Source organism: Erythrobacter neustonensis (assembly GCF_001663175.1).
Taxonomy (GTDB): domain Bacteria; phylum Pseudomonadota; class Alphaproteobacteria; order Sphingomonadales; family Sphingomonadaceae; genus Erythrobacter; species Erythrobacter neustonensis.
Genome location: NZ_CP016033.1, coordinates 3,053,430 through 3,074,937, shown reverse-complemented (window position 1 = coordinate 3,074,937; position 21,508 = coordinate 3,053,430). Strand labels below are relative to the sequence as shown.

The window sequence follows — 21,508 nt, the reverse complement described above, 5'->3', positions numbered from 1 at the left end:
TCGTTATGCGCCGCGTGCTACCGTGTGTCGGTGGCACCCAGGGCCACCGCCACGCGCAATGACCCGACAGCACTGGGTCGCGGACGGTGCGGCCCTTGCCCGCCTTTGTTGAAACAGGACAAATCCAACATGACACTCACCCGCACGCTCGGGGCCAGTCTGCTTGCCGGCTGCACTTTTGCGATCGCAAGCCCCGCACTCGCAGAGCACGAGACCACCACGGAAAACCGTGAGGATGCGCTTACCGATACCATCATCGTTACGGCCAAGCGCCGCGACACCATTGCGAGCGATGCTGTCGCCGCACCGCGCCAGATCGCGCTTCCGGCCGATGCCGCCGCCATTGCTGCGCGCGTGGCCGGGGGTGACATCTTCGGCAATGGCGCGCTCTCCGGTCAGGTCAGCTATCGCGGCCTCGCGGGCGAGCGGGTACTGGGCCGCGTCAATGGCCAGCGTTTTGCCACGGGCGGCCCCAACGCGATGGACCCGCCGCTGCATTACGCGCCCTCGATCCTTGTCGAGCGCATCGACGTCGCCCGCGGCGTTGCTCCGGTGGCCGAGGGGCCATCGCTGGGCGGCGCGATCAATGCGCAGCTGGTGCAGGCGCAGTTCACCGATAGCGCCAGCCTTTCTCCGCAAATGCGTGTCGCGGGCCAATATCGCAGCGTTGACGACAGCTTTGCCGTCGGCGGTCTTGCCGCGCTGGCGAGCGAGCGGTGGCGCATCGGCCTCATCGCCAGTCGTGAGCAGGGTGAAGATTACCGCTTCCCCGGCGGCACCGCAGTCGGCACCCGGTTCGAGCGCAATCTCTACGACGCCCACGCAGGCTTCCGGACCGATGCGGGCGAGCTGTTCGTCGAATATCGCCGCTCCGAGACCGATCCGTCGGGCAACCCGCCTTTCGCGCTCGACATGGTCTATTTTAACACCGACTTCGTGCAGGGCGGGTTCCGAGGCCAGATTGCCGAGGATGTGGGGCTGACGGTGCGATTAGGCCATGTCGCGGTGCGGCACCTCATGGACAACCAGACCTTGCGTCAGCCGCGCGCCGTGCCAGCACAGGCACGGGCGACCTTCGCCGATGCCGACACAGTGACAGCCGAGGCCGCGCTGCGTTTCGGCGGCAGCCGTTCCTATTTCGAACTGGGCGGCGATGCCGAGATCACCGATCGCTTCGTCACCATCACCAACCCCACCAACCCGGCCTTTTTCATCGATTCCCAGCCCGATATCCGCGCTGAGCGGCTTGGGGCCTATCTCCAGTGGCGCGGGGGCGTGGGCGCGGTGCAGTTCGAGCTTGGCGGCCGGATTGACCGGACCGAGCAATCGGCGGGCATCCCGCAGCTCGGCAGCGCCGTGCCGATGGGGCCGCGCGGGCTGGCGGCCGCCTTTATCGCTTCGGGGCGCGAGGCTGATGACACCACCTTCGATGTAGTTGCCCGGTTGTGGATCGAAGGCGGCGCACTGACACCGCGCGTGACGCTGGCGCGCAAGACCCGTGTGCCGAGCGTGCTCGAACGCTTTGCCTGGCTGCCGACCGAAGCCAGCTTCGGCCTCGCCGATGGCAACATCTATGTCGGCAACCAGACCCTGAAGCCCGAAGTCGCATGGATCGCAGAGGCCGGGTTCGACCTCGCGAATGACTGGCTGACTCTGCGCCCGACTGCCTATTATCGCCGGGTCGACGATTTCATCCAAGGCACGCCGTTCGATGCCACACCCGGGGTCATCAACTCGCCGGTCGAGATGGTAGCCAGCATGAGCGGCGACCCCACGCCGCTGATGTTCCGCAATACCGATGCCGAACTTTACGGCGCCGACCTTGATTTCGTGCTGCGGCCGCTCGCCAGCATCGAAGTGGCGGGCACGGCGAGCGCCGTGCGGGGACAGCGGCGCGATATCGCGGATGATCTCTATCGCATTCCGCCCGCCAATCTGCGCGTCTCGGCCACCTGGTCGAGCGGGCCCTTGGCACTGGGGACGGAGCTGTTCGCCGCTGCCGATCAGGATCGCGTAGCCCAGACCAATGACGAGCTCGCAGGGAATGGCTTCGCCGTGGTGGGCCTGTTCGGACGCTACGCGTTCAGCGATGGCTTTGCGCTCGAGGCAGGGGCCGAGAACCTGTTCGACAAGAGATATGCCCCGCATCTCGCCAGCCGCAGCCGGGTGGGGGCATCGGATGTTCCGGTGGGCGAGCGTCTGCCGGGGCCGAGCCGCGGCATATGGGCGCGGATCACCGCGCAGTTCTGACCACCTCGCCCGCGTCTCCCCTTGCGCCAAGGCTCGGCGGGAGACGCGGGACGTTGAGATTGTAGAACGCCTCGGTTGTAGGCTAACGCTCGGCCGGGACGCATCGTCAGTCAGGCGCGACTGGATATCCGCCTGCACGACGATCTTCTCGTTGATCCGCCCCTGCACGGTCAGTTGAGTCCACTGCTGCACGTCGTGGTCCTGTGCCAGCAGCGGAGCGCCCGGCGCTTCAAATGCAATCGCCGCAATCAGGAACCACCCGGACAATCGCAGCGCCGGGCCGCAGCCATACCGCCGCAAGCACGGACGGGGCGAGATGGCCAGGGCTCAGAACATCCGGGCGAAATTCGCGACTCCGGGGGCGGGTGTGTCAGGGGGGAGCGCAGGTGCAGCGGCAGCATTTGTGCCCGGCACCAGCGCGGCAAGGCGTGCGAGCGTCTCACCGATCTGCGCCTCGGCGAGCGAATAGAACACCAGCTTTGCGTCCTTGCGGGTTGCCACAAGCTCGGCCTTCCTCAGGACGCCGAGCTGCTGTGAAAGCCCCGGCTGACCGATCCCGGTTGCCGCTTCGATCTCGCCAACATTGCGTTCGCCAGCGACCAGCGATGACAGGATGCGCCAGCGCAGCGGGTGGGCGAGAGCCTTCAGCGCCTCGATCAGATCGTCCTCGCTCATCAGTTCTCTTCTCCTGCGTCGCGCAGGAACCAGCTGGTGGCATCTTCAGCGCCAAGAACCTCGTCCAGATCGTGCGTCGGGGGCCTGAGCAGTGCCTCGCCCTGCTGCCAATTGGCGGGCGCGAGGCCGCCCTTGGCGTCGATGGCCTGCAGTCCATCGACGATACGCAGCATCTCTGGGATCGAGCGGCCGAGGTTGGCGGGATAACAGGTCATCGCCCGGATCACGCCCTTGGGGTCGATGAAGAAGGTGGTGCGCACTGTCGCGCTGTCGCTATCCTGCGCGGACACCATGCCGAAAGCGCGGCCGATGACGAGGGTCGGATCCTCGACGATGGGGAAGCGCACCTCCACGCCGAACCGGTCGCGGATCATGCGCAGCCACGCGAAGTGCGAGAACAGGCTGTCGACCGAGAGGGCCATCAGCGCGCAATCTCGAGCCTCGAAAGCGGCAGCCTCCTTGGCGAGAGCCATAAACTCGGTGGTGCAGACCGGGGTAAAGTCCGCCGGGTGCGAGAACAGCACCAGCCAGCGTCCGCGGAAGGCAGAAAGCCGGACCGGCCCGACTGTGCTGCGAGCTTCGAAATCGGGCGCGAGGTCGCCGATGCGCAGGCCTGCACAAGGAGCAGCAATGGCGAGTGGGGTAGAGTTAGGCTGGTTCATTACGCCCTCGTACCACTTGACATTAAAATTGCAATACATATACACGATTTATGAAATCGAATTGGAGAATCGCTATGACCCAGGCCGATGTTGTGCTTCAGGCGGCAACCGAACAGGTTCTGAAGGCCGCTTCTGATGCGGCGCTCCGCCCACAGATTGTGAGTTTCTTCCATGCCGCCACCTATACGGTGACGTACGTCGTGCATGATACGTCCACGATGGAGGCGGCGATTATCGACTCGGTGCTGGATTTCGATCCCAACTCGGGGCGCACCGACACGCTGGCAGCCGATCAGGTCATCGATTACGTCAACAAGCATAATTTGAAAGTGACGTGGCTGCTCGAAACCCATGCCCATGCCGATCACTTCTCCGCCGCACCCTATTTGCAGGAGAAGCTCGGCGGAAAGATCGCAATCGGCGCCGAGATCACCACGGTGCAGAACGTGTTCGGCAAGCTGTTCAATGCCGGCACCGAGTTCGAGCGTGACGGCTCGCAGTTCGACGCGCTGTTCCGCGATGGCGACACCTTCGCCATCGGCAATCTTCCAGTCACCGCGATGCACGTGCCCGGCCACACACCTGCCGACATCGCCTATGTCGTGGGCGATGCCGTGTTCGTGGGCGATACGATGTTCATGCCCGACTACGGCACCGCGCGCGCCGACTTCCCCGGCGGCGATGCGCGCCAGTTGTTCCGCTCGCTGCGACGTATCCTGTCGCTCCCGCCCGAAACGCGGCTGTTCATGTGCCACGATTATCTGCCCAAGGGCCGCACGACCTACGTGTGGGAAACCACCGTTGCGGCCGAGCGAGAGGGCAATATTCACGCCCATGATGGGATCACCGAGGACGAGTTCGTGCAGATGCGTGAAGCCCGCGACGCCACGCTGGATATGCCGCGCCTGATCCTGCCGGCCGTGCAGGTCAATATGCGCGCAGGCCACATGCCGCCGGCGGATGACAATGGCGTCACGTATCTCAAGATCCCGGTCAACGCGGTATGACCTTGCCGGGATTTCCTGATGCTGCCCCGTTCGCAGGCCTTGCGGGCGGGGCGATGATCGGTCTCGCTGCTGCGATCATGTTGCTGGGCGCCGGGCGGATTGCCGGCGTTTCCGGCATCGCGGCGCGCGCCTTCGGTTTGGCTGATAGCTCGCAGCCGCGATCGGGGGCGTGGGCCTTTGTCATCGGCCTGCCCCTTGGCGCCTTGATCGTGATGAGTGTGACGGGCGCGGCAGCGCCTGCCTTTGCCAGCCCCGCGCTGCTCGTGGTTGCGGGCCTGATAGTGGGCATCGGCACACGGCTTGGAAGCGGCTGCACCAGCGGTCACGGGGTGTGCGGCATGAGCCGCCTTTCGCAGCGCTCGCTGGTGGCGGTGGCGACCTTCATGGCAACCGGCTTTGCGACCATGGCGGCGATGAATGCCTTGGGGATCGAGGTGCTGCAATGACCCGCGATATTCTTGTGCCATTGGCATCCGGCACGGTCTTCGGGGCCGGACTGACGATTGGCGGGATGACCGATCCTGCGCGGGTGCGCGGCTTCCTCGATCTGTTCGGAAACTGGGATCCGACGCTCGCCTTCGTGATGGGCGGCGCTGTGCTGGTGATGGCGGTCGCTTGGCTCATCCAGCGTCGGATGCCGCGCCCGGTGTTTGCGGAAGGCTTTTCCCTTCCCGACCGCAGCGACATCACGGCACGCCTCGTCGGAGGATCGGCGCTGTTCGGGATCGGCTGGGGAATCGCCGGCCTGTGCCCCGGTCCCGGCTTTGCCGCCCTCGCGATTGCGCCCGGATCGGCCGCGATATTTGTCGCCGCGATGCTCGCTGGAATGCTGGTGGTGCGGCTGGTGGAAGGACAGGGATGATGGAACTTAAAGTGATCGATGATACCCTTGCGGTCGCTGCACAAATTCAGCCCGAGGAACTTGCCTCGCTGGCCGATCGGGGCTTCACCGCCGTGGTCTGCAACCGCCCAGACGGCGAGGAGCAGGATCAGCCGATGCTCGACGACATGCGCCGCGCCGCCGAGGCCGCGGGCCTTGCCTTCCACCACCTGCCCGTCAGCGGCGGCCTGTTCCCGCCTGCCGCCGTAGCAGCCTTTGGCGCGGTCCGGCGCGGCACGCAGGGCAAGGTGCTCGCCTATTGCCGCACGGGCACGCGGGCAGCGACGCTCGATGCGCTCGCCAATGTGCATGGCCTGAGCGTCGCCGAACGGATCAGCCGCGCCGGCGCTGCGGGATACGACCTTTCGGCACTCGCCGAACGGATGGATGCCGGCGGCTAAGGCTGCGCGCAAGGGAGGGAGAGGACATGACCAACACCAAGCACACCGTGGTCGTCATCGGCGGCGGCGCCGCCGGGATCGCCACGGCCGCCTCAATGCTGAAGCGGCGCCGCGGGCTCGACATCGCCATTGTCGAGCCGTCCGACACCCATGCCTATCAGCCCGGATGGACGATGGTCGGCGGCGGCGTGTTCGATGTCGCCACCACCACCCGCCCGATGGCGGGCGTGATGCCCAAGGGTGTAACCTGGGTGAAGCAGGCCGCTGCAGGCTTTCAGCCCGACCACAATCAGGTGACGCTGGCTGATGGCAGCACGCTCACCTACGACGTGCTTATCGTTGCCCCGGGCATCTGCCTTGCGTGGAATAAGATCGCCGGGCTCGAGGCGGCGCTTGGCCAGAACGGCGTTACCTCCAACTATCGCCCCGATCTGGCACCCTACACTTGGGAACTGGTCAAAGCGACCCGTTCGGGGCGGGCGATCTTCAGTCAGCCGCCGATGCCGATCAAATGCGCGGGCGCGCCGCAGAAGGCGATGTATCTCGCTTGCGACCACTGGCGCCGCGCGGGCGTTCTGAGCAATATCGAGGTCGAATTCCGCAATGCCGGCGCAGTGCTGTTCGGCGTTGCCGACTACGTCCCGGCCTTGCAGCAATATGTCGAGAAATATGGCATCCATCTGGAGCTTGGCAGCAATCTGATCGCAGTCGATGGCCCCGCCCGGCAGGCGACCTTCGCCACGGCCGATGGCGAGGAGACCGTCAGCTTCGACATGCTCCATGTCGTTCCCCCGCAGGTCGCGCCGCAATTCCTCGCCGACAGCCCGCTGGCGGCGGCGAGCGGATTCACCGATGTCGACCAGCACACGCTCCAGCACGTGCGCTACCCCAATGTCTTCGGGCTCGGCGATGCCGGATCGAGCCCCAATGCCAAGACGGCCGCAGCAGCGCGCAAGCAAGCGCCAGTGGTGGCGGTGAACGCCTTGCGCGCACTGGACGGGAAAGGGCCGACGGCCGGTTACGACGGCTATGGATCGTGCCCTCTGACAGTGGAGCGCGGCAAGATCGTGCTCGCCGAATTTGCCTATGGCGGCAAGCTCGCGCCTAGTTTTCCGACCTGGCTAGTCGACGGCACCAGGCCTGCGCGCCTTTCATGGATGCTCAAGGCCGATGCCCTGCCGTGGATCTACTGGAACGGGATGCTCAAGGGCCGCGAATGGCTCGCCGGGCCGGGCGGACTGATCGCACAGTAAGAAGGCTCCATCGAAATGCTTGCCCGCTATTTTCCCATTCTCGGATGGGGCCGCACCTATGATCGCCCGGCGCTGACCAGCGACCTGATGGCGGCGGTGATCGTCACCATCATGCTGATCCCCCAGAGCCTTGCCTATGCAATGCTCGCAGGATTGCCGCCTGTTGTGGGGCTTTACGCCTCGATCCTGCCGCTGGTGGCCTATGCCATCTTCGGCACGAGCCGCACGCTGGCGGTTGGGCCGGTGGCGGTGGTCTCGCTGATGACGGCAAGCGCGGCAGGCGCGGTCGGGGCACCGGGGACGGCGGAATACTGGCAGGCGGCGATCACGCTCGCCGCGCTCTCGGGCGTGATGCTGGTGGCGCTTGGGCTGCTGCGGTTGGGCTTCCTTGCCAACCTGCTTTCGCATCCCGTCATCAGCGGGTTCATCTCGGCGAGCGGTGTGCTCATCGCAACCAGCCAGCTCAAGCACATTCTGGGCGTCAAGGCCGGCGGCGAGACCTGGCCGGAGATGCTCCACGGGCTGGCTGGCAATCTGGGCAACATCAATCCCGCGACCCTCGCCATCGGAATCCCGGCCACCCTGTTCCTTTTCTGGGTGCGCAAGGGTCTGAAGCCCGCGCTTCAGAAGCTCGGGCTTTCCCCACGGGCCGCCGACATGAGCGCCAAGGCCGGGCCGGTGGTGGCGGTGGCGCTGTCGATCCTTGCCGTGATCGGGTTCGGCTTGCAGGCGCGCGGGGTCCCGATCGTCGGCGCCATCCCGCAAGGCCTGCCGCCCTTCATGCTCCCCTCCGCCGATCTTGCCCTGATCGAGGCGCTGTGGGTGCCCGCGCTGCTGATTTCGGTGATCGGCTTCGTCGAGAGCGTCTCGGTCGCGCAGACACTCGCCGCCAAGCGCCGCCAGCGGATCGTGCCCGATCAGGAACTGATCGGGCTGGGCGCCTCGAACATCGCCAGCGCGCTTTCGGGTGGCTATCCGGTGACCGGCGGCTTTGCACGGTCAGTGGTGAATTTCGACGCGGGCGCGCAAACTCCGGCGGCGGGCGCCTTTACCGCTATCGGCATCGCGCTCGCCAGTCTGTTCCTCACCCCGCTGCTCTACAACTTGCCCAATGCGACGCTCGCAGCGACGATCATCGTCGCGGTGCTGAGCCTCGTCGACTTCAAGACGCCGCGGCACCTGTGGGCCTATTCCAAAGCTGATTTCGCCGCCCATGCCGCCACTATATCGGTCACGCTGGTAGCGGGTGTGGAAATGGGCGTGATCGCGGGCGTTTGCGTGGGACTGCTGCTTTACCTGTGGCGCGCAAGCCGGCCCCATGCCGCCATCGTCGGCCGGGTGCCGGGCACCGAACATTTCCGCAATGTCGAGCGCCACAAGGTGCTCACCCTGCCGCACCTGCTGACCATCCGCGTCGATGAAAGCCTCACCTATCTCAACGCCCGCTGGCTGGAGGAATATGTGCTCGAACAGGTCGCCGAGCGCCTCGCCTTGCGCCACGTGGTGCTGATGGCAAGCGCGGTCAACGCCATCGACGCCTCGGGGCTGCAGAGCCTCGAAGCGATCAATCACCGGCTCGGTGACGGGGGCATCAAGCTGCACCTGTCCGAGGTGAAAGGCCCGGTGATGGACCGTTTGCAACGCAGCCACCTGCTGCACGACCTGTCGGGCAAGGTGTTCCTGTCGCAGGACAGCGCCTTTGCCGAACTGGCGCTGGATAGGGGTGAGGCCCCTGACGCTGCCGATCCACTGGCTGCGTGCGGCATGATTTGAAAGCCGCACAGGCCTGCCCGTTGCGCGTGGGCCGCAATTTCGGCGAAATCCTGTGCGTGATCGACAGCCTCCAGCCTGGCCACAAGTCCCGCATCGCAACCGCAGCCGATTGGCGTCCGAGCGACAAGGTAATCAACCCGCCGTCGATCCCCGATGAAAAGGCGAAGGACATGTTTCCCCAAAGCTTCGAAACAATCAAGCCTTACCTGCGAATGGTCGCGGTCGTCTGATCAGCTCTCCCCTCTGCACAGCCGGACTATCCCCCCCAACCCTGGTCTGGCGGTGCACCCTTTTTTCGAAAATTCAGACACACCCCCAAGTGACAATTGGCCGCTGCAACGGGGGCCAAGATGATGAAGCGCATTCTCGTGGTAGCGGGCCAGCCCGACGCGTCATTACGCTGTGACAGGTCCGAAGCCAGAGGTGAGGCTGGCGCGTTTTCGTCTCAAGCTTGGTGGAAGCAGGCCAGCCACCCCGCAATTTCCTCAGGCCCGATGGGGGCAACCAGATGGCGTTGCCGCAGGCGCGGGTGGCCGTAACTTTTCCGGTAGAGTTGCGGCCCGCCCAGCCGGCCTGTCAGGAATTCATAGAGCTATTCCTCAGCCCGCTGCGGCGATTGGGGATGCACGTCGCGGGAGGTTTTGGTTTCGGGCAGGATTTCCATCAGTTCATAGAGCCGCGCGCAGACGGTTCGCACCATCGGCTCGCTGGCACAAAGCCGCCCACGAACAGCGCCCAGTCCCAGCGCGCGCGCCATGCCGGATCGGGTCGCTTGGAGCGATATTTGAAGCCGACCGGGCGCAGGATCAACGCTGCCAGCACCAGGAACATGGCGAGGTAAAAGCCCGAGAAGCTGATCGCATAGACATAGGGCCAGGCCGCAAGGATCGCTCCGCCGCCGATAATGAACCACACTTGGTTTTCTTCCCACGTAGCGCCGACGGTGTTGATCACCTGGCGGCGTTCCAGATCATTGCGGGCCACGAAGGGCAGCAGCGAGGCCACCCCGAGATCGAACCCGTCACTCAGGGCAAACCCGATTAGCAGCACGCCCATCAGGGCCCACCAGATCGCGTTTCATAATCGAGAGGCATAATGAACTCCTCGGCAAAAGGTGGCGGTTATTCGGCGGGAACGGCGGTAAGTCTGTCCGGGCCGGGGCAGGGCGGGGCATGGCCGGGGTCGACCGCCAGCGGACATAGCACTCCGGCCCCTTTCGGATCGCCGCAACCATCAGCCTGACCTCGATCACTGCAAGCGCGCCATAGAGCAGCGTGAACCCGATAATCGTGGTCCACAATTGCCCGGCGGTGAGGCTCGATGCGCCAAGGAAGGTCGGCAGCACGCCCTCGATCGCCCAAGGCTGGCGGCCGTATTCGGCCACTGCCCAACCCACTTCGGCAGCCAGCCAGGGGAGCGGGATCGCCAGCACGGCGATGCGCAGGAACCAGGGCTTGTCGAACTTGCGCGCCGTGGTCATCCACAAGGCAAAGGCGAAGAAAGCGATGAGGGCAAAGCTGCGCGCCCGCCTGTTCGCCCGCCGGGCCGCGATCGATTCCCGCGTGGACAGCAATGATGCGGGTGCTGCCAGCGCAGCCTTGCTCGACGATATTGCCGCACTGGAGGACATCGTCATCCGCCGGCCTGCGGTTTTTGCCGGATTGGCACGGGCCGCTCTCTCTGTAGCGCTGGTCGCCCTCGCCGGGTGGAAGGCTGCCGCGCTTCTGGCGCTGGCGCTTGGCGCCTTGCCGGTGCTCTTGCGCCATCTGACCCTGCATCTGACGGCCAAGCCATCGGCGCAGCTTGCCGATGCAGTCGTCGCCCTGCGAAAGGCGATGACCGAGTTTGCCGCCGTCCGCGCAGAAATCGCAGCCTATGGTTTGACAGCTCGGATCATTAAGGCGCTCGCTCCGCTGGAAGCCGCGCATGACCGCGCGAAAACGCAACTCGTCAAGGCTGAGGCGATGATGGGCGGGGTGCAGACCCTTTACACGGCAGCTGTCGTGGCGATGGTGTTTGCGCTGTCCGATGGCGTTGCCCCGATTGTCGCGCTCGCCGTGCTGGCGGGCGGGGCGGGGGTTGAGGCAACAGGCGGCCTTGCGCGTAATGCTCTGCGCAAAACGGGGATCGAGCGCTCGCTTGCTCGCCTGGCTGCACTCTCGCGTTCACGCGAGGTCGCGGCTCCCTATGAGGTCCGGCCGACACCGGCAGCGCCCCTCATGCTTGGCGCAATCGCAATCGTTCCGGGCGAGCGTGTCGCGATCAGCGGCATATCGGGTTCCGGCAAGACACGGCTGATCGAGGCCTTGGCCGGCCTGCGCCCTACGGTCCACTCGCTGCGCGTTGGAGGCTTGCCGATCGACGAGGTCAGCGCCGATGATCTGCGGTGTCAATTCGCGCTCGCGCCGCAGGATCCGGCGCTGCTTGTGGGCACGGTGGCCGATAACCTCCGCATCGCGGCCCCCGGGATCGACGCCGAGATCATGCTTGCGGCGCTCCGGATTGTTGCGCTTGAGGCGCGAATTGCCACCGCGCCCGATGGCCTCGACACCTGGCTGGCAAGCGATGGTGGATTCCTGTCGGGCGGTGAACGCAAGCGCTTGGCACTGGCCTGCGCGCTGCTGGCGCGGCGGGCGTGGCTATTGCTTGATGAACCGACCGAGGGACTGGACAGCGGCACGGAGCAGGCCGTGATCGACAATCTGGATGCCTGGCTCGCCCAAACCGGGACTGGATCGGTGATGGTCTCCCATCGCCCCGAGCCCCTTCGTTTGGCCCAATGTGTCGTATCGATCGGCTCGCTTTACTTGGGGCAAAGAGCTTCAGTCAGGGTAGCAGATCAAGACAGCGCCGATACAAGCCAGCCTTTGCCGTGCATCATCACGCCTTCAGCCGGTCTGAAGTGCTTGGCGAAGCCGCTGTGCAAATTTTGTGCATCTTCCGGTAGAAAAGCTGCGCAAATCGCATGGCCATCTTGCGCCCGGAATTCGCTCGAATCATCGTGTCGAAAATTGGACCACGACAAGATGCCACGGGGTTCCAAATCAAAAGGAAACCCATTATCTTTCAGTCGCATGAATCTGAAGAAATACTTGGCTGGGGCGGAAGGATCCCCACCCAGGAATGATCCAAACACCTGAAAAAACGCGTTTCTTGCAACCGCATCCGACCAAAGCACCACAACAGGGTGCCACGGCAGGGTGCCACGGCAGGAGACCACGGCCATGTGCGGCATCCAGAACGTCACCCGCAAGCAGGGGACATACTACTTCCGCAGACTCATACGTTTAGGTCCCGATAAGCCTTTTCGGTTACGCTTCTCGCTCAAGACCACCAGCCGGAAACGGGCAGCCCTGCTGGCTCCGGCCATGACCCTGATCTGTGAACGGCTCGCGATGAACATGACCGCCAAGATTGCGACCGACGCATTAACCGCCGCCCAGCGCGCGGAGATCTTCCGTCGCCAGATGCTGGTTGAGCGTGACCGGCTCGAGGTGATGCACGCCCAGCTTCACATTCACCCGCCGGAGGATCACGAGGACATTGAAAAGGCGCTTTCGCTCAGGCTCGGGGCCAGCGAATTGGCGGCGGTGGGTGGCGCCACCAAAGGAAGGGTTGAGGATTTTCTCGTCGCTCGCATCGATCCTGATGCTGAAGAGGAGCCGATCGTCGTCATGGCCTGGTCGGACTTGGCCGCATCGATCGCACAGGAAGGCGCTGAAGAAGCCGCAGTCGCCCGGCTAGCTGAAATCGGCGTCGCACAATCCGCGCTGCGTGAGGCGATGGCCCGCAAGGTCGTCAATCAGGCGCGCATTGAGGCGATCCGGGAGTTCCGGGCCACGCTAGCCAATCCCGGAGCTGCCTACGCTTCGGTCCCTGTGGCTGGCTATGAGCAACTAGCGCAGCCCACGTTATACTCTGCCACAACCAATACACCGCAAGCGCCGGCTGCCCCCGTCGTTGCGGGACCATGGGCAACTATGACGCCCACGGAAGCGGTCGAGAAATTCTTCGAGCATAACCCGCGCACTGGCGGCAGCGATGGCAAATCTCGCCGGAAGGGCGGGAGACCTTGGACGGACAAAACCCGCGAACAGTTCAGGCTTCCTGCACTCCTGCTTGAGCAGATCATGTTTGAGACACCTTTGGCCCGCGTCACCCATGATCACCTCGTCCAGCTCAATAACTGCTTCGAGGCGCTGCATGGTCCCTCTTTTCGCAAATCGCCCAAACAACGCGAAATGACGATCTGGGAAGTCGTGGAGGAGACCGAAAAACGCGTCCGGCGGGGTGAAGAGGCCATCGCAAAGGCTGCAAAGCGCAAGGGCACAGAAGATGCGGTCAAGATGCCCGCCGGAGCGTTGACGAGAGATCAGCTCGGGCTTGGCCTTAGCACCACGAACCGCCATTGGGGCTTCCTGCGTCAACTCACCACTTGGTTCGCAAAGCACCATCCGCTCAGTCCGCTGGACTACAGCTCGTTCATCGAAAACGATGATCGCAATGCCCGCGACCAACGCGACACCTATACCGAAGAGCAGGGCCGGATGCTTTTTAGCCTTCCGCCGTGGACCGGTTCCAAGTCTCTGGCCCGCCGAATGCAGCCGGGTGATCTCCATGTCCACAGCGCGTGGTATTTTGTGCCCCTGATAGGCTGGTATACCGGCATGCGGCGCGAGGAAATCTGCGGGCTCATGCTGGATGACATCGAGGTGGTCGATGGCCACTGGCAGTTCGACGTTCGGCCGACAGAAATTCGGCGGCTCAAGACGATCACTTCGGCCCGCAAATTGCCCTTAGCGAGCGAGCTGGTCCGCCTCGGGCTTCCGGACTACGTCACGGCATTGCGCGAGGCTGGCGAGACCATGCTGTTTCCTGAACTGGTAGCGGAGAGCGGGAAGGGCACCATGGGGGATGCCTACTATAAGACGATCTGGACGAAGATTGCGCGAGCTTTGCCGTTCCTGAAATCGGGCCAAGCTACGCAATCCTTCCGGCACACTGTCATCAACGCCATGAAGGGCGCCGAGGTGATGCCCGAATTGAGGGCTGACTTCGCAGGGCATAAGCTTTCGAGCGAAACCGAAGGGCGCTATTCGAAGGCGCACATGGAATTGCTGCGGAAGGCGGCCGCGGCGATCCCTATTGTGACCGAGCACCTCGATCCTTTCCCTGCTGCGCTGCTTCCTGCCCGCTTGCGTGCGCCGCGGAGGGCAAGGTCACTCGCCGCTGGAAAACACGATCGGTAAGTAAATGTTCGCAATCTTACACAGACGGATGGATTGCAATTCAGGCGACTGTTTCTCGGTTACTAATACTACTGTTACTGCTACCACTATACCGGTCCGGATCAAAAGGGCCCATAACGGTTTTCGCAGGATTTTCCGCTCGTGTCCTCCACACCTGTACCGAGGCGAACTCAGGTTGGCTAATCAGGTGGAGGCCTCAAACACCACCAATGTCGATGTTGCTGTGGCACACAATCTTCCGGCTTCGTCATAAAGGCTCGCTTCGGCGAATGCCGCGCGCCGACCGATGGAAACCAACTTGCCGACGGCCCGGACCGTCCCGCTTTGTGCACTGAGCGCGCGAATGTAGGAGACCTTTATTTCGGCGGTCGTGTAGGCTTGCCCCGGTTGCAAGCCGGTATGCGCCGCGATGCCGCAAGCGCTGTCGAGCATGGCAGCTGCATAGCCGCCATGCACCGTGCCCATGGGATTGTAGTGCGCTTCGTTCGGCGTTCCTTCGAACACCGCATGGCCCTCGCTCGCCTCAACCAGCGATACGCCCATCTTGCGGCCGAAGGGAGGTTGCACGCCTCCGGCCAGCAGCGCCTGCACCTGCTCCAATCCGTTCATTGCCTTGTCGCTCATATGTCAGCCTCCAGCCAGCGCACCCGCGCCTTCCCATCCGCCTCCCAGAGCGCGGAACGCGGCAATCGCACCGCGGCTTGCCCCTGCGCGCGCCTGTACCAGCCCATCACGCGTCTCCAGCAAGCGACGATCTGCATCGAGCACTTCGATCAGGCTAACGAAGCCTGCATTGTATGCGGCCTCGGACGAAGTCTGCGCACGCGCCAAAGACGCTTCGGCTGCGGACAAGGCTTCAGCCTGCGCTTCCTGCCGGAGCAGCAGCGAAAGGGCGTTCTCGACATCCTCGGAGGCGCGCAGCACCGTTTGGCGATAGGCTGCGAGCGCTTCGGCGTTGCGGCCTTCGGCCAGCTTGATCTCGGCGTCGATGCGGCCAAAATCGAACAGCCGCCAGCGCAGCCCGAGGAAACCGCTGCCTTGCACGGCATTGCCGCCGAACAGCGCGCCGGACGTGGTGGCAGCCGTGCCGATCAGGCCATTGAGCGAGAACTTCGGATAATATTCGGCTGTGGCGGCGCCAATTCGCGCGTTTGACGCAGCCAAGGAACGCTCGGCTGCAATGATATCGGGACGTCGACGCATCAGGGCCGCAGGACCGCCGGCGGTGGTGATTGCGGGCGGCGTCGGGATAGGCTGCGGCGCCGAAAGCTCGGCCCTGGTGGTGCCGGGTAGCAAGCCCAAAAGGACATCGAGCGCGTTCATCGCCGTGTCCAGCTGATTTTCCAGAGCAGGGATCGCGGCGCGTACCTGCCCTAGGGCGCCTTCGGCCTGACGCAGTTGCAACTCGGCCGCCACGCCGCGTTCGAACTGAAGCGCAACCAACCGCACGAGGTTTGCCTGGACGGCTTCCTGCGCGCGCACGATCGCCAGACGCTCTTGCAAGGCCCGGATCGTGACGTAGGTATCGGCGGTCTGTGCGATCACCGCGAGGCGCGCGGCGACGGCACCTGCTTCTGACGCCTGCCAATCAGCCCGGGCCGCATCGCGTGCGGCGTCGTTTCCGCCGAACAGATCGATTTCCCAACTGGCGCTGAGACCTGCCTCGTAAGCGCCAGTGGACCGGTCGAACCCGGGAAATGCGCTGGCCACCTGGCCGATTGGCGTTTCGAGCGACTGATAATTGATTCCTGCCTGTCCGCTCGCCGCGCCGGTTGGCAACATCTCGGCGTTGCTAAACCGCAAGGCGGCCCGTGCCTGGAGCACCCGAGCTTCGGCCTGCTTCAGATCAAGGTTCTGGGCAACGGCACGTTCGATCAGGCTTGTAAGGAGCGGATCGTTGAAGGAATGCCACCATTCGACCAGATCAACCGATGCTTCCGGGGCTGTGCGCGCCGCGACTGCCTCGCTCGTGGTAAAGGTGGTCGGCAGGGAAAGGTCGGGTTGCCTGTATGCAGGGCCTGTTGCGCAGCCACCGAGCAAAAGCAGCGCGGCGGAGCTGGCAAGGAGTGGTCGACGGGTAGACATGAGGCAGTCCTTAACTGGTGCAAGTGACCAATGACGAAAAAAGTCACTATTTGTCAATTGCGGAAATTTGCGCTACCGATGGCCCATGACCAAGCACGCCCCGCTTCCAGATCTCGCCGCACGCGGCCCGGCCGATCACACGGTTCGCGATCAGATCATCGCAGCAGCCCACGATTACTTCGCGCATTACGGCTACGAGAAGACCACGGTTGCCGATCTTGCCCGGGCCATCGGCTTCTCGAAGGCGTACATCTACCGCTTCTTCGAATCCAAACAGGCGATCGGCGAAGCCATCTGCCTCAGCACCACCGGAAAGCTTTTCGATGAGGTCCGGGCCGCCGTCGATGCCGGGCAAACAGCGACTGAAAAGATGCGGCTTTTCACCGAAACGGTCACCTCTGCCGGGCTTGGCCTGCTTTTCAACGAGCGCAAGCTTCACGCCATCGCTGCTCAGGCCTCGATCGAAAACTGGCCGTCGGCGAAGGTCTATACGGATCGTTTGAAAGCGTTGATCGAGAGCATCGTCAAGGAGGGACGCGAGAGCGGAGAGTTTGAGCGCAAGACACCGCTCGACGAGACGACGCGCGGGATCTTCTATGCCATGATGCCCTTCATCAAGCCGATTTTCCTTGAGCACAGCCAGAGCATCCTGCCGCGTGCCCAAACCGACGTGACCTCGCTCATCCTTCGCAGCCTCGCGCCCTGACGTGGAATGAGTGACCAATTGACAAATTAGTCACTGGGCTACAATTTGTTTCCGACTCGTTCGGAAGGCCCCTCATGCTCGCGACCACGCTTACCCAAATTCCTGCCCACACCGCCGTGGGCCGATCTGCGGACAAGATGCGAAGGCGTGCGGCGTTGCTCGGTCTTCCGCTTTGCCTTGCGGCCCTTTCGGGTTGCAGCGAGCCAGAAACCGATCCCCGTACGCTTCCCCCGCTGGTTCGGGCGACAAGCGCTGCGCCGGGCACCGCAGGCGCGCAGGAGTTCACCGGCGTCGTGGCCGCGCGCGTCCAGAGCGATCTGGGCTTTCGCGTCGGCGGCAAGGTTGTCGCCCGTTATGTCGAGGCCGGACAGACCGTCCGCCGCGGTCAGCCCCTGATGCGGATCGACGGTTCGGACCTGGCGCTGGCCGCGCGCGCCGCCGAGGGCGGCGTTGCTGCGGCCCGCGCCCGCGCCCAGCAGACAGCGGCGGATCTGGCCCGCCTGAAGGGCCTTGTCGAAGCGGGGGCCGTTTCTGCGTCGACTTATGATCAGGCCAAGGCCGCGGCCGAAGCCGCCAGCGCACAACTGGCGACTGCCACTGCCGAAGCTCGGGTCGCGCGCAACCAGGGCGGTTACAGTTTGATCGTTGCCGATGCTGACGGAACGGTGGTCGAGACCCTTGCAGAACCCGGTCAGGTTGTCGGGGCAGGGCAGGTCGTCGTCCGGCTGGCCCGTTCCGGACCGCGTGAAGCGCTGATCGATCTGCCGGAAAACGTGCGGCCACAAATCGGGTCGAGCGTCGGGGCACGCACCTTCGGCGGCGCGCAGGGAGCAGGCACCTTGCGCCAATTGTCGGATGCCGCCGACCCGCTGACCCGCACCTACGAGGCGCGCTATACGCTCAGCGGCGCGGCGGCCGGCGCCCCGATTGGTTCCACCGTGACCGTCGCCCTGCCGCAGGCGGGCAGCGATGGAGCCCAGATTGCGGTTCCTCTGGGGGCGATCCGCGATGCGGGCAAGGGACCGGGGGTCTGGGTCGTCAGTTCCGGCAAGGATAAGACGGTAACATGGCGGCCAGTAAAGATCGCTGCTGTCGATGAAGAATCGGCGTTCCTTTCAGCCGGGATCAAACCCGGCGAGGTCATCGTGGCCATGGGCGCGCATTTGCTGCGCCAGGGGCAGGCCGTGCGGGTGTCACAGAAGTGAGCGGCGCAGGGCACGCGGAGCCGGGCAGCGGCTTCAACCTCTCGGCGCTGGCAGTGCGCGAGAAATCGGTCACCTTGTTCTTTCTGGTCATCACGATGCTGATCGGCATTTTCGCCTACACCCAGATCGGACGGGCAGAAGACCCGTCTTTCACCATCAAGACCTTTACGGTCTCGGCAGCCTGGCCCGGAGCGACGGCGCAGGAAATGCAGGATCAGGTTGCCGACCCGCTCGAAAAACGCCTGCAGGAACTGAAGCACTATGACCGGACCGACACTTTCACCCGGCCCGGCTTTGCCTTCCTGACGGTTTGGCTGAAGGACACGACCCCGCCGTCCGAGGTGCCGGAACAGTTCTATCAGGCGCGCAAGAAGCTGTCCGATGAACAGCGCAGGCTGCCGCGCGGGGTGGCAGGGCCGTTTGTCGATGACGAATATGGAGATGTCAGCTTCGCGCTCTACGCGCTGTCTGCCAAGGGCGTGCCGCATCGTCAGCTGGTGCGCGATGCCGAGGTGCTGCGGCAGCGGCTGCTGCGCGTGCCTGGCGTGAACAAGATCAAGTTGCTGGGGGAGCAGCCCGAACAGATTTTCGTCGAGTTTTCGCCCGAACGTCTGGCCACGCTGGGCGTGTCCCCGCGCGATGTGCTTCAGGCGCTGGGCCAGCAGAATCTGTTGACCCCTTCCGGCTCTCTTGAAACCGATGGGCCGACTGTGCCGGTCCGGTTGGATGGAGCCTTCGACGATCTTCAGAAAATCCGCGATTTGCCGGTAGCAGGCAATGGCACGGCTGTGCGCCTGTCCGATGTCGCCACGGTCAAGCGCGGCTACCAAGACCCGGCGACCTACAAGATCCGCAATCAGGGCGAAGACGCGCTGATGCTGAGTGTGGTGATGAAGCAGGGTTGGAACGGCCTTGATCTCGGCAAGGCGTTGAATGCGGAAGTCGAAACGATCAAGAGCGAACTGCCGCTTGGCATGACCTTGGAGAAGGTCGCCGATCAGGCGGTCAACATCGATGCGGCGGTCGGCCAATTCACCAAGACCTTTCTTGAAGCGCTCGCGATTGTCCTGATTGTCAGCCTCATCAGCCTCGGCTGGCGGGTCGGCATCGTGGTGGCGGGTGCCGTGCCGCTCACGCTTGCGATCGCGCTGGTGGTGATGTGGCTCACCGGACGGGTGCTCGACCGCATCACGCTGGGCGCGCTGATCCTCGCGCTCGGGCTGCTGGTCGACGACGCGATCATCGCCATCGAAATGATGGTGGTGAAGATGGAGGAAGGTTACGACCGCATAAAGGCATCCGCCTATGCGTGGAGCCACACCGCAGCGCCGATGCTGGCGGGCACGCTGCTGACGGTGATCGGGCTCATGCCGGTCGGCTTTGCCCAGTCGGGTGCGGGCGAATATGCCGGCAACATCTTCTGGGTGGTGGGCTTCGCCCTGATCGCCTCGTGGTTCGTGGCGGTGATCTTTACTCCCTACATGGGCGTCAAGCTGCTGCCTGTGATCAAGCCGGTCGAGGGCGGGCATGATGCGATCTATCGCACCCCCCGCTACGAACGGGTGCGGGGGCTGATCGGATGGGCGGTGAAACGGAGGAAGCTCGTCGCGTTCGCCACCTTCGGTGCACTGGTGCTTGCAGCGGCGGGGATGCCGCTGGTCGAAAAGCAATTTTTCCCATCGTCAGACAGGCCCGAACTGCTGGTCGAGCTCTATCTGCCCGAAGGCGCCACCATCGCATCCAGCGAAAAGGCGACAGCTGCGGTTGAAGCGTGGCTGCGCAAGCAACCCGAAGCGAAGATTGTCACCAGCTATATCGGGCAGGGTGCGCCGCGGTTCTACCTGTCGCTCAATTCGGAGCTGCCCGATCCGGCCTTTGCCAAGATCATTGTCCGCACCGATGACGAAGAGCGGCGCGACGCGATCAAATGGCGCTTGCGCAAGGCCGTGGCCGATGGTCTGGCGCCGATGGCCCGGGTGCGCGCCACGCAGCTGGTGTTCGGGCCGCCATCGCCGTTTCCCGTCGCGTTCCGAGTAAGCGGCGCCGACATTGGTGAAGTCCGGGCGATTGCCGAAAAGGTCAAGGCGATCATGGATGGCGATCCGATGATGCGCGACGTCAACATCGACTGGGGCGACAGGGTGCCGGTGATGCGGGTCAATCTCGATCAGGACCGTCTGCGCGCCTTTGGCCTCACATCCGCAAGCGTTGCCGAGCAGCTCCAGTTCCTGCTTCAGGGTATGGCCGTAAGCCAAGTCAGGCAGGATATCCGTGCGGTGGATGTTGTGGCGCGTTCTTCCGGTGCTGACCGGTTCGATCCTTCGAAGCTGGGCAATTACACGCTGATCGGCGCGCAGGGTCAGCGGCTGTCGGTCAGCCAGATCGGACGCATCGAAGTGCGCATGGAGGAGCCGATCCTCAAGCGACGCGACCGGGTGCCGACCATTACCGTGCGCGGCGACATCGCCGAGGGGCTGCAGCCGCCCGATGTGTCGACCGCAATCGCACAGAAGCTCAAGCCCGTTATCGACACGCTTCCGGCGGGCTACACCATCGCCACGGGCGGCAACATCGAGGAATCGGCCAAGGCGAACAAGGCACTTGCGCCCATTTTCCCGATCATGATCCTGTTCATGATGGTGGTGATCATTCTGCAGGTGCGCAGCCTTTCCGCCACGACGATCGTGTTGCTGACGGCGCCGCTGGGACTGATCGGCGTGGTGCCGACCTTGCTGATTACCGGCACGCCCTTCGGCTTCAATGCGATCCTCGGCCTGATCGCTCTGGCTGGCATCCTGATGCGCAACACGCTGATCCTGATCGGTCAGATCCACGACAACGAAAAGGCGGGTCTTTCGCCCTACGATGCTCTGGTCGAGGCAACGGTGCAGCGTTCGCGCCCCGTGATCCTGACGGCGCTAGCGGCGGTTCTGGCCTTCGTGCCGCTGATTTCCTCGGTGTTCTGGGGTTCGATGGCGATCACGCTGATCGGCGGGACGTTGGGTGGCACCGTGCTGACGCTGCTGTTTTTGCCGGCGCTTTATGCGCTCTGGTTCAAGATCAAGCCTGAAGACAATGAGCCGTCTGCCCGCCGCCGCAAGGATGGCGAGACTGACCAGATGGAGGCCAAACCGGCGTAATCGACGCCTCGGCCAATTGGCACGACGAAAAAGGAAACCCGCATGACAAATCAGAGCGAAAACAAGTCGATCGGAAATCGTATCCGTAGTGCCCTTGAGGCGCTTGATACCGCCTTCGATCCTGCCGCTACCGATCGTGATCGCATCGCTGCCCTCGAGGCGCGCGTTGCGAAGCTTGAAGCGGAGCGTCGTTCGGACGCAGTGCAAGGCTGAGGCCGCGCT

19 protein-coding genes and 2 pseudogenes are annotated in these 21,508 nt (G+C 63.9%); 14 read left to right on the top strand and 7 right to left on the bottom strand.

Annotation, left to right across the window (positions count from 1 at the left end; genetic code table 11):
- The first annotated feature begins 129 nt into the window (after nt 1-129).
- On the top strand, nt 130-2,250 hold the full coding sequence (locus A9D12_RS14315; protein ID WP_068353190.1) for a TonB-dependent receptor: 2,121 nt from the start codon (nt 130-132) through the stop codon (nt 2,248-2,250).
- Between the two features lie 327 nt (nt 2,251-2,577).
- On the opposite strand, the gene A9D12_RS14310 is transcribed toward A9D12_RS14315, so the two are convergent.
- A complete protein-coding gene (locus tag A9D12_RS14310) occupies nt 2,578-2,925 on the bottom strand; it encodes an ArsR/SmtB family transcription factor (protein ID WP_068353180.1) in 348 nt (115 codons plus the stop codon).
- On the bottom strand, nt 2,925-3,587 hold the full coding sequence (locus A9D12_RS14305; protein ID WP_068353176.1) for a peroxiredoxin: 663 nt from the start codon (nt 3,585-3,587) through the stop codon (nt 2,925-2,927). The genes A9D12_RS14310 and A9D12_RS14305 overlap by 1 nt, the downstream gene beginning before the upstream one ends.
- A gap of 74 nt (nt 3,588-3,661) precedes the next feature.
- On the opposite strand from A9D12_RS14305, the gene A9D12_RS14300 reads away from it, so the two are divergent.
- Genes A9D12_RS14300 through A9D12_RS14270 form a run of 7 tightly spaced genes read left to right on the top strand, consistent with a single transcriptional unit; the run spans nt 3,662 to nt 9,131 of the window.
- Nucleotides 3,662-4,594: an MBL fold metallo-hydrolase gene (locus tag A9D12_RS14300; RefSeq protein ID WP_068353173.1), complete on the top strand. Its 933-nt coding sequence runs from the start codon at nt 3,662-3,664 to the stop codon at nt 4,592-4,594.
- Nucleotides 4,591-5,040 (top strand): YeeE/YedE family protein, encoded by a 450-nt coding sequence (locus A9D12_RS14295; RefSeq protein ID WP_068353170.1) that lies wholly within the window; start codon nt 4,591-4,593, stop codon nt 5,038-5,040. Before A9D12_RS14300 ends, A9D12_RS14295 begins: the two co-directional genes overlap by 4 nt.
- Complete coding sequence (locus A9D12_RS14290) at nt 5,037-5,456, top strand: DUF6691 family protein (protein ID WP_068353169.1); 420 nt, start codon at nt 5,037-5,039, stop codon at nt 5,454-5,456. Before A9D12_RS14295 ends, A9D12_RS14290 begins: the two co-directional genes overlap by 4 nt.
- Nucleotides 5,453-5,875, top strand: coding sequence for a protein tyrosine phosphatase family protein (locus A9D12_RS14910; protein WP_197489839.1), 423 nt, complete (start codon nt 5,453-5,455; stop codon nt 5,873-5,875). Before A9D12_RS14290 ends, A9D12_RS14910 begins: the two co-directional genes overlap by 4 nt.
- A 26-nt stretch (nt 5,876-5,901) precedes the next feature.
- The gene (locus tag A9D12_RS14280) at nt 5,902-7,128 is read left to right on the top strand and encodes an NAD(P)/FAD-dependent oxidoreductase (RefSeq protein ID WP_197489838.1); all 1,227 of its coding nucleotides are present in this window, start codon (nt 5,902-5,904) and stop codon (nt 7,126-7,128) included.
- Nucleotides 7,129-7,143: 15 nt separating this feature from the next.
- A complete protein-coding gene (locus A9D12_RS14275) occupies nt 7,144-8,901 on the top strand; it encodes a SulP family inorganic anion transporter (protein ID WP_068353162.1) in 1,758 nt (585 codons plus the stop codon).
- A gap of 26 nt (nt 8,902-8,927) precedes the next feature.
- The gene (locus A9D12_RS14270; RefSeq protein ID WP_068353152.1) at nt 8,928-9,131 is read left to right on the top strand and encodes a thioredoxin domain-containing protein; all 204 of its coding nucleotides are present in this window, start codon (nt 8,928-8,930) and stop codon (nt 9,129-9,131) included.
- A 215-nt stretch (nt 9,132-9,346) separates the two neighbouring features.
- On the opposite strand, the gene A9D12_RS15065 is transcribed toward A9D12_RS14270, so the two are convergent.
- The 3 genes and pseudogenes from A9D12_RS15065 to A9D12_RS15060 all read right to left on the bottom strand — a co-directional run.
- On the bottom strand, nt 9,347-9,469 hold the full coding sequence (locus A9D12_RS15065) for a globin domain-containing protein (RefSeq protein ID WP_231889760.1): 123 nt from the start codon (nt 9,467-9,469) through the stop codon (nt 9,347-9,349).
- A gap of 137 nt (nt 9,470-9,606) precedes the next feature.
- Nucleotides 9,607-9,995, bottom strand: a pseudogene (gene cydB / locus A9D12_RS14265) (cytochrome d ubiquinol oxidase subunit II); the annotation flags it as partial.
- Between the two features lie 110 nt (nt 9,996-10,105).
- Nucleotides 10,106-10,417, bottom strand: a pseudogene (locus A9D12_RS15060) (cytochrome ubiquinol oxidase subunit I); the annotation flags it as partial.
- Between A9D12_RS15060 and A9D12_RS15165 the strand changes: the two are divergent.
- Both A9D12_RS15165 and A9D12_RS14250 read left to right on the top strand, forming a co-directional pair.
- On the top strand, nt 10,338-12,041 hold the full coding sequence (locus A9D12_RS15165; RefSeq protein WP_156522901.1) for an ATP-binding cassette domain-containing protein: 1,704 nt from the start codon (nt 10,338-10,340) through the stop codon (nt 12,039-12,041). The pseudogene A9D12_RS15060 and the gene A9D12_RS15165 sit on opposite strands and share 80 nt — an antisense overlap.
- An 84-nt stretch (nt 12,042-12,125) precedes the next feature.
- Nucleotides 12,126-14,150 carry a site-specific integrase gene (locus tag A9D12_RS14250; RefSeq protein WP_068354592.1) on the top strand — a complete coding sequence of 675 codons (2,025 nt, stop codon included), beginning with the start codon at nt 12,126-12,128 and terminating at the stop codon, nt 14,148-14,150.
- Between the two features lie 183 nt (nt 14,151-14,333).
- Here the strand turns inward: A9D12_RS14250 and A9D12_RS14245 are convergent, their stop codons facing one another.
- Together A9D12_RS14245 and A9D12_RS14240 are read right to left on the bottom strand one after the other, a co-directional pair.
- On the bottom strand, nt 14,334-14,774 hold the full coding sequence (locus A9D12_RS14245; RefSeq protein ID WP_068353138.1) for a PaaI family thioesterase: 441 nt from the start codon (nt 14,772-14,774) through the stop codon (nt 14,334-14,336).
- 3 nt (nt 14,775-14,777) lie between these two features.
- Complete coding sequence (locus tag A9D12_RS14240) at nt 14,778-16,292, bottom strand: efflux transporter outer membrane subunit (RefSeq protein ID WP_231889644.1); 1,515 nt, start codon at nt 16,290-16,292, stop codon at nt 14,778-14,780.
- A gap of 28 nt (nt 16,293-16,320) precedes the next feature.
- On the opposite strand from A9D12_RS14240, the gene A9D12_RS14235 reads away from it, so the two are divergent.
- The 4 genes from A9D12_RS14235 (at nt 16,321) to A9D12_RS14785 (ending at nt 21,499) form a co-directional block, all read left to right on the top strand.
- Entirely contained in the window at nt 16,321-16,941 is a 621-nt protein-coding gene (locus A9D12_RS14235) for a TetR/AcrR family transcriptional regulator (RefSeq protein WP_068353132.1), read from the top strand.
- Nucleotides 16,942-17,015: 74 nt separating this feature from the next.
- Nucleotides 17,016-18,146 (top strand): efflux RND transporter periplasmic adaptor subunit, encoded by a 1,131-nt coding sequence (locus A9D12_RS14230; RefSeq protein ID WP_231889643.1) that lies wholly within the window; start codon nt 17,016-17,018, stop codon nt 18,144-18,146.
- Complete coding sequence (locus A9D12_RS14225) at nt 18,143-21,286, top strand: efflux RND transporter permease subunit (RefSeq protein ID WP_068353129.1); 3,144 nt, start codon at nt 18,143-18,145, stop codon at nt 21,284-21,286. Before A9D12_RS14230 ends, A9D12_RS14225 begins: the two co-directional genes overlap by 4 nt.
- Nucleotides 21,287-21,328: 42 nt before the next feature.
- Nucleotides 21,329-21,499 carry a hypothetical protein gene (locus A9D12_RS14785; protein ID WP_156522900.1) on the top strand — a complete coding sequence of 57 codons (171 nt, stop codon included), beginning with the start codon at nt 21,329-21,331 and terminating at the stop codon, nt 21,497-21,499.
- The last annotated feature ends 9 nt before the right edge of the window (nt 21,500-21,508 follow it).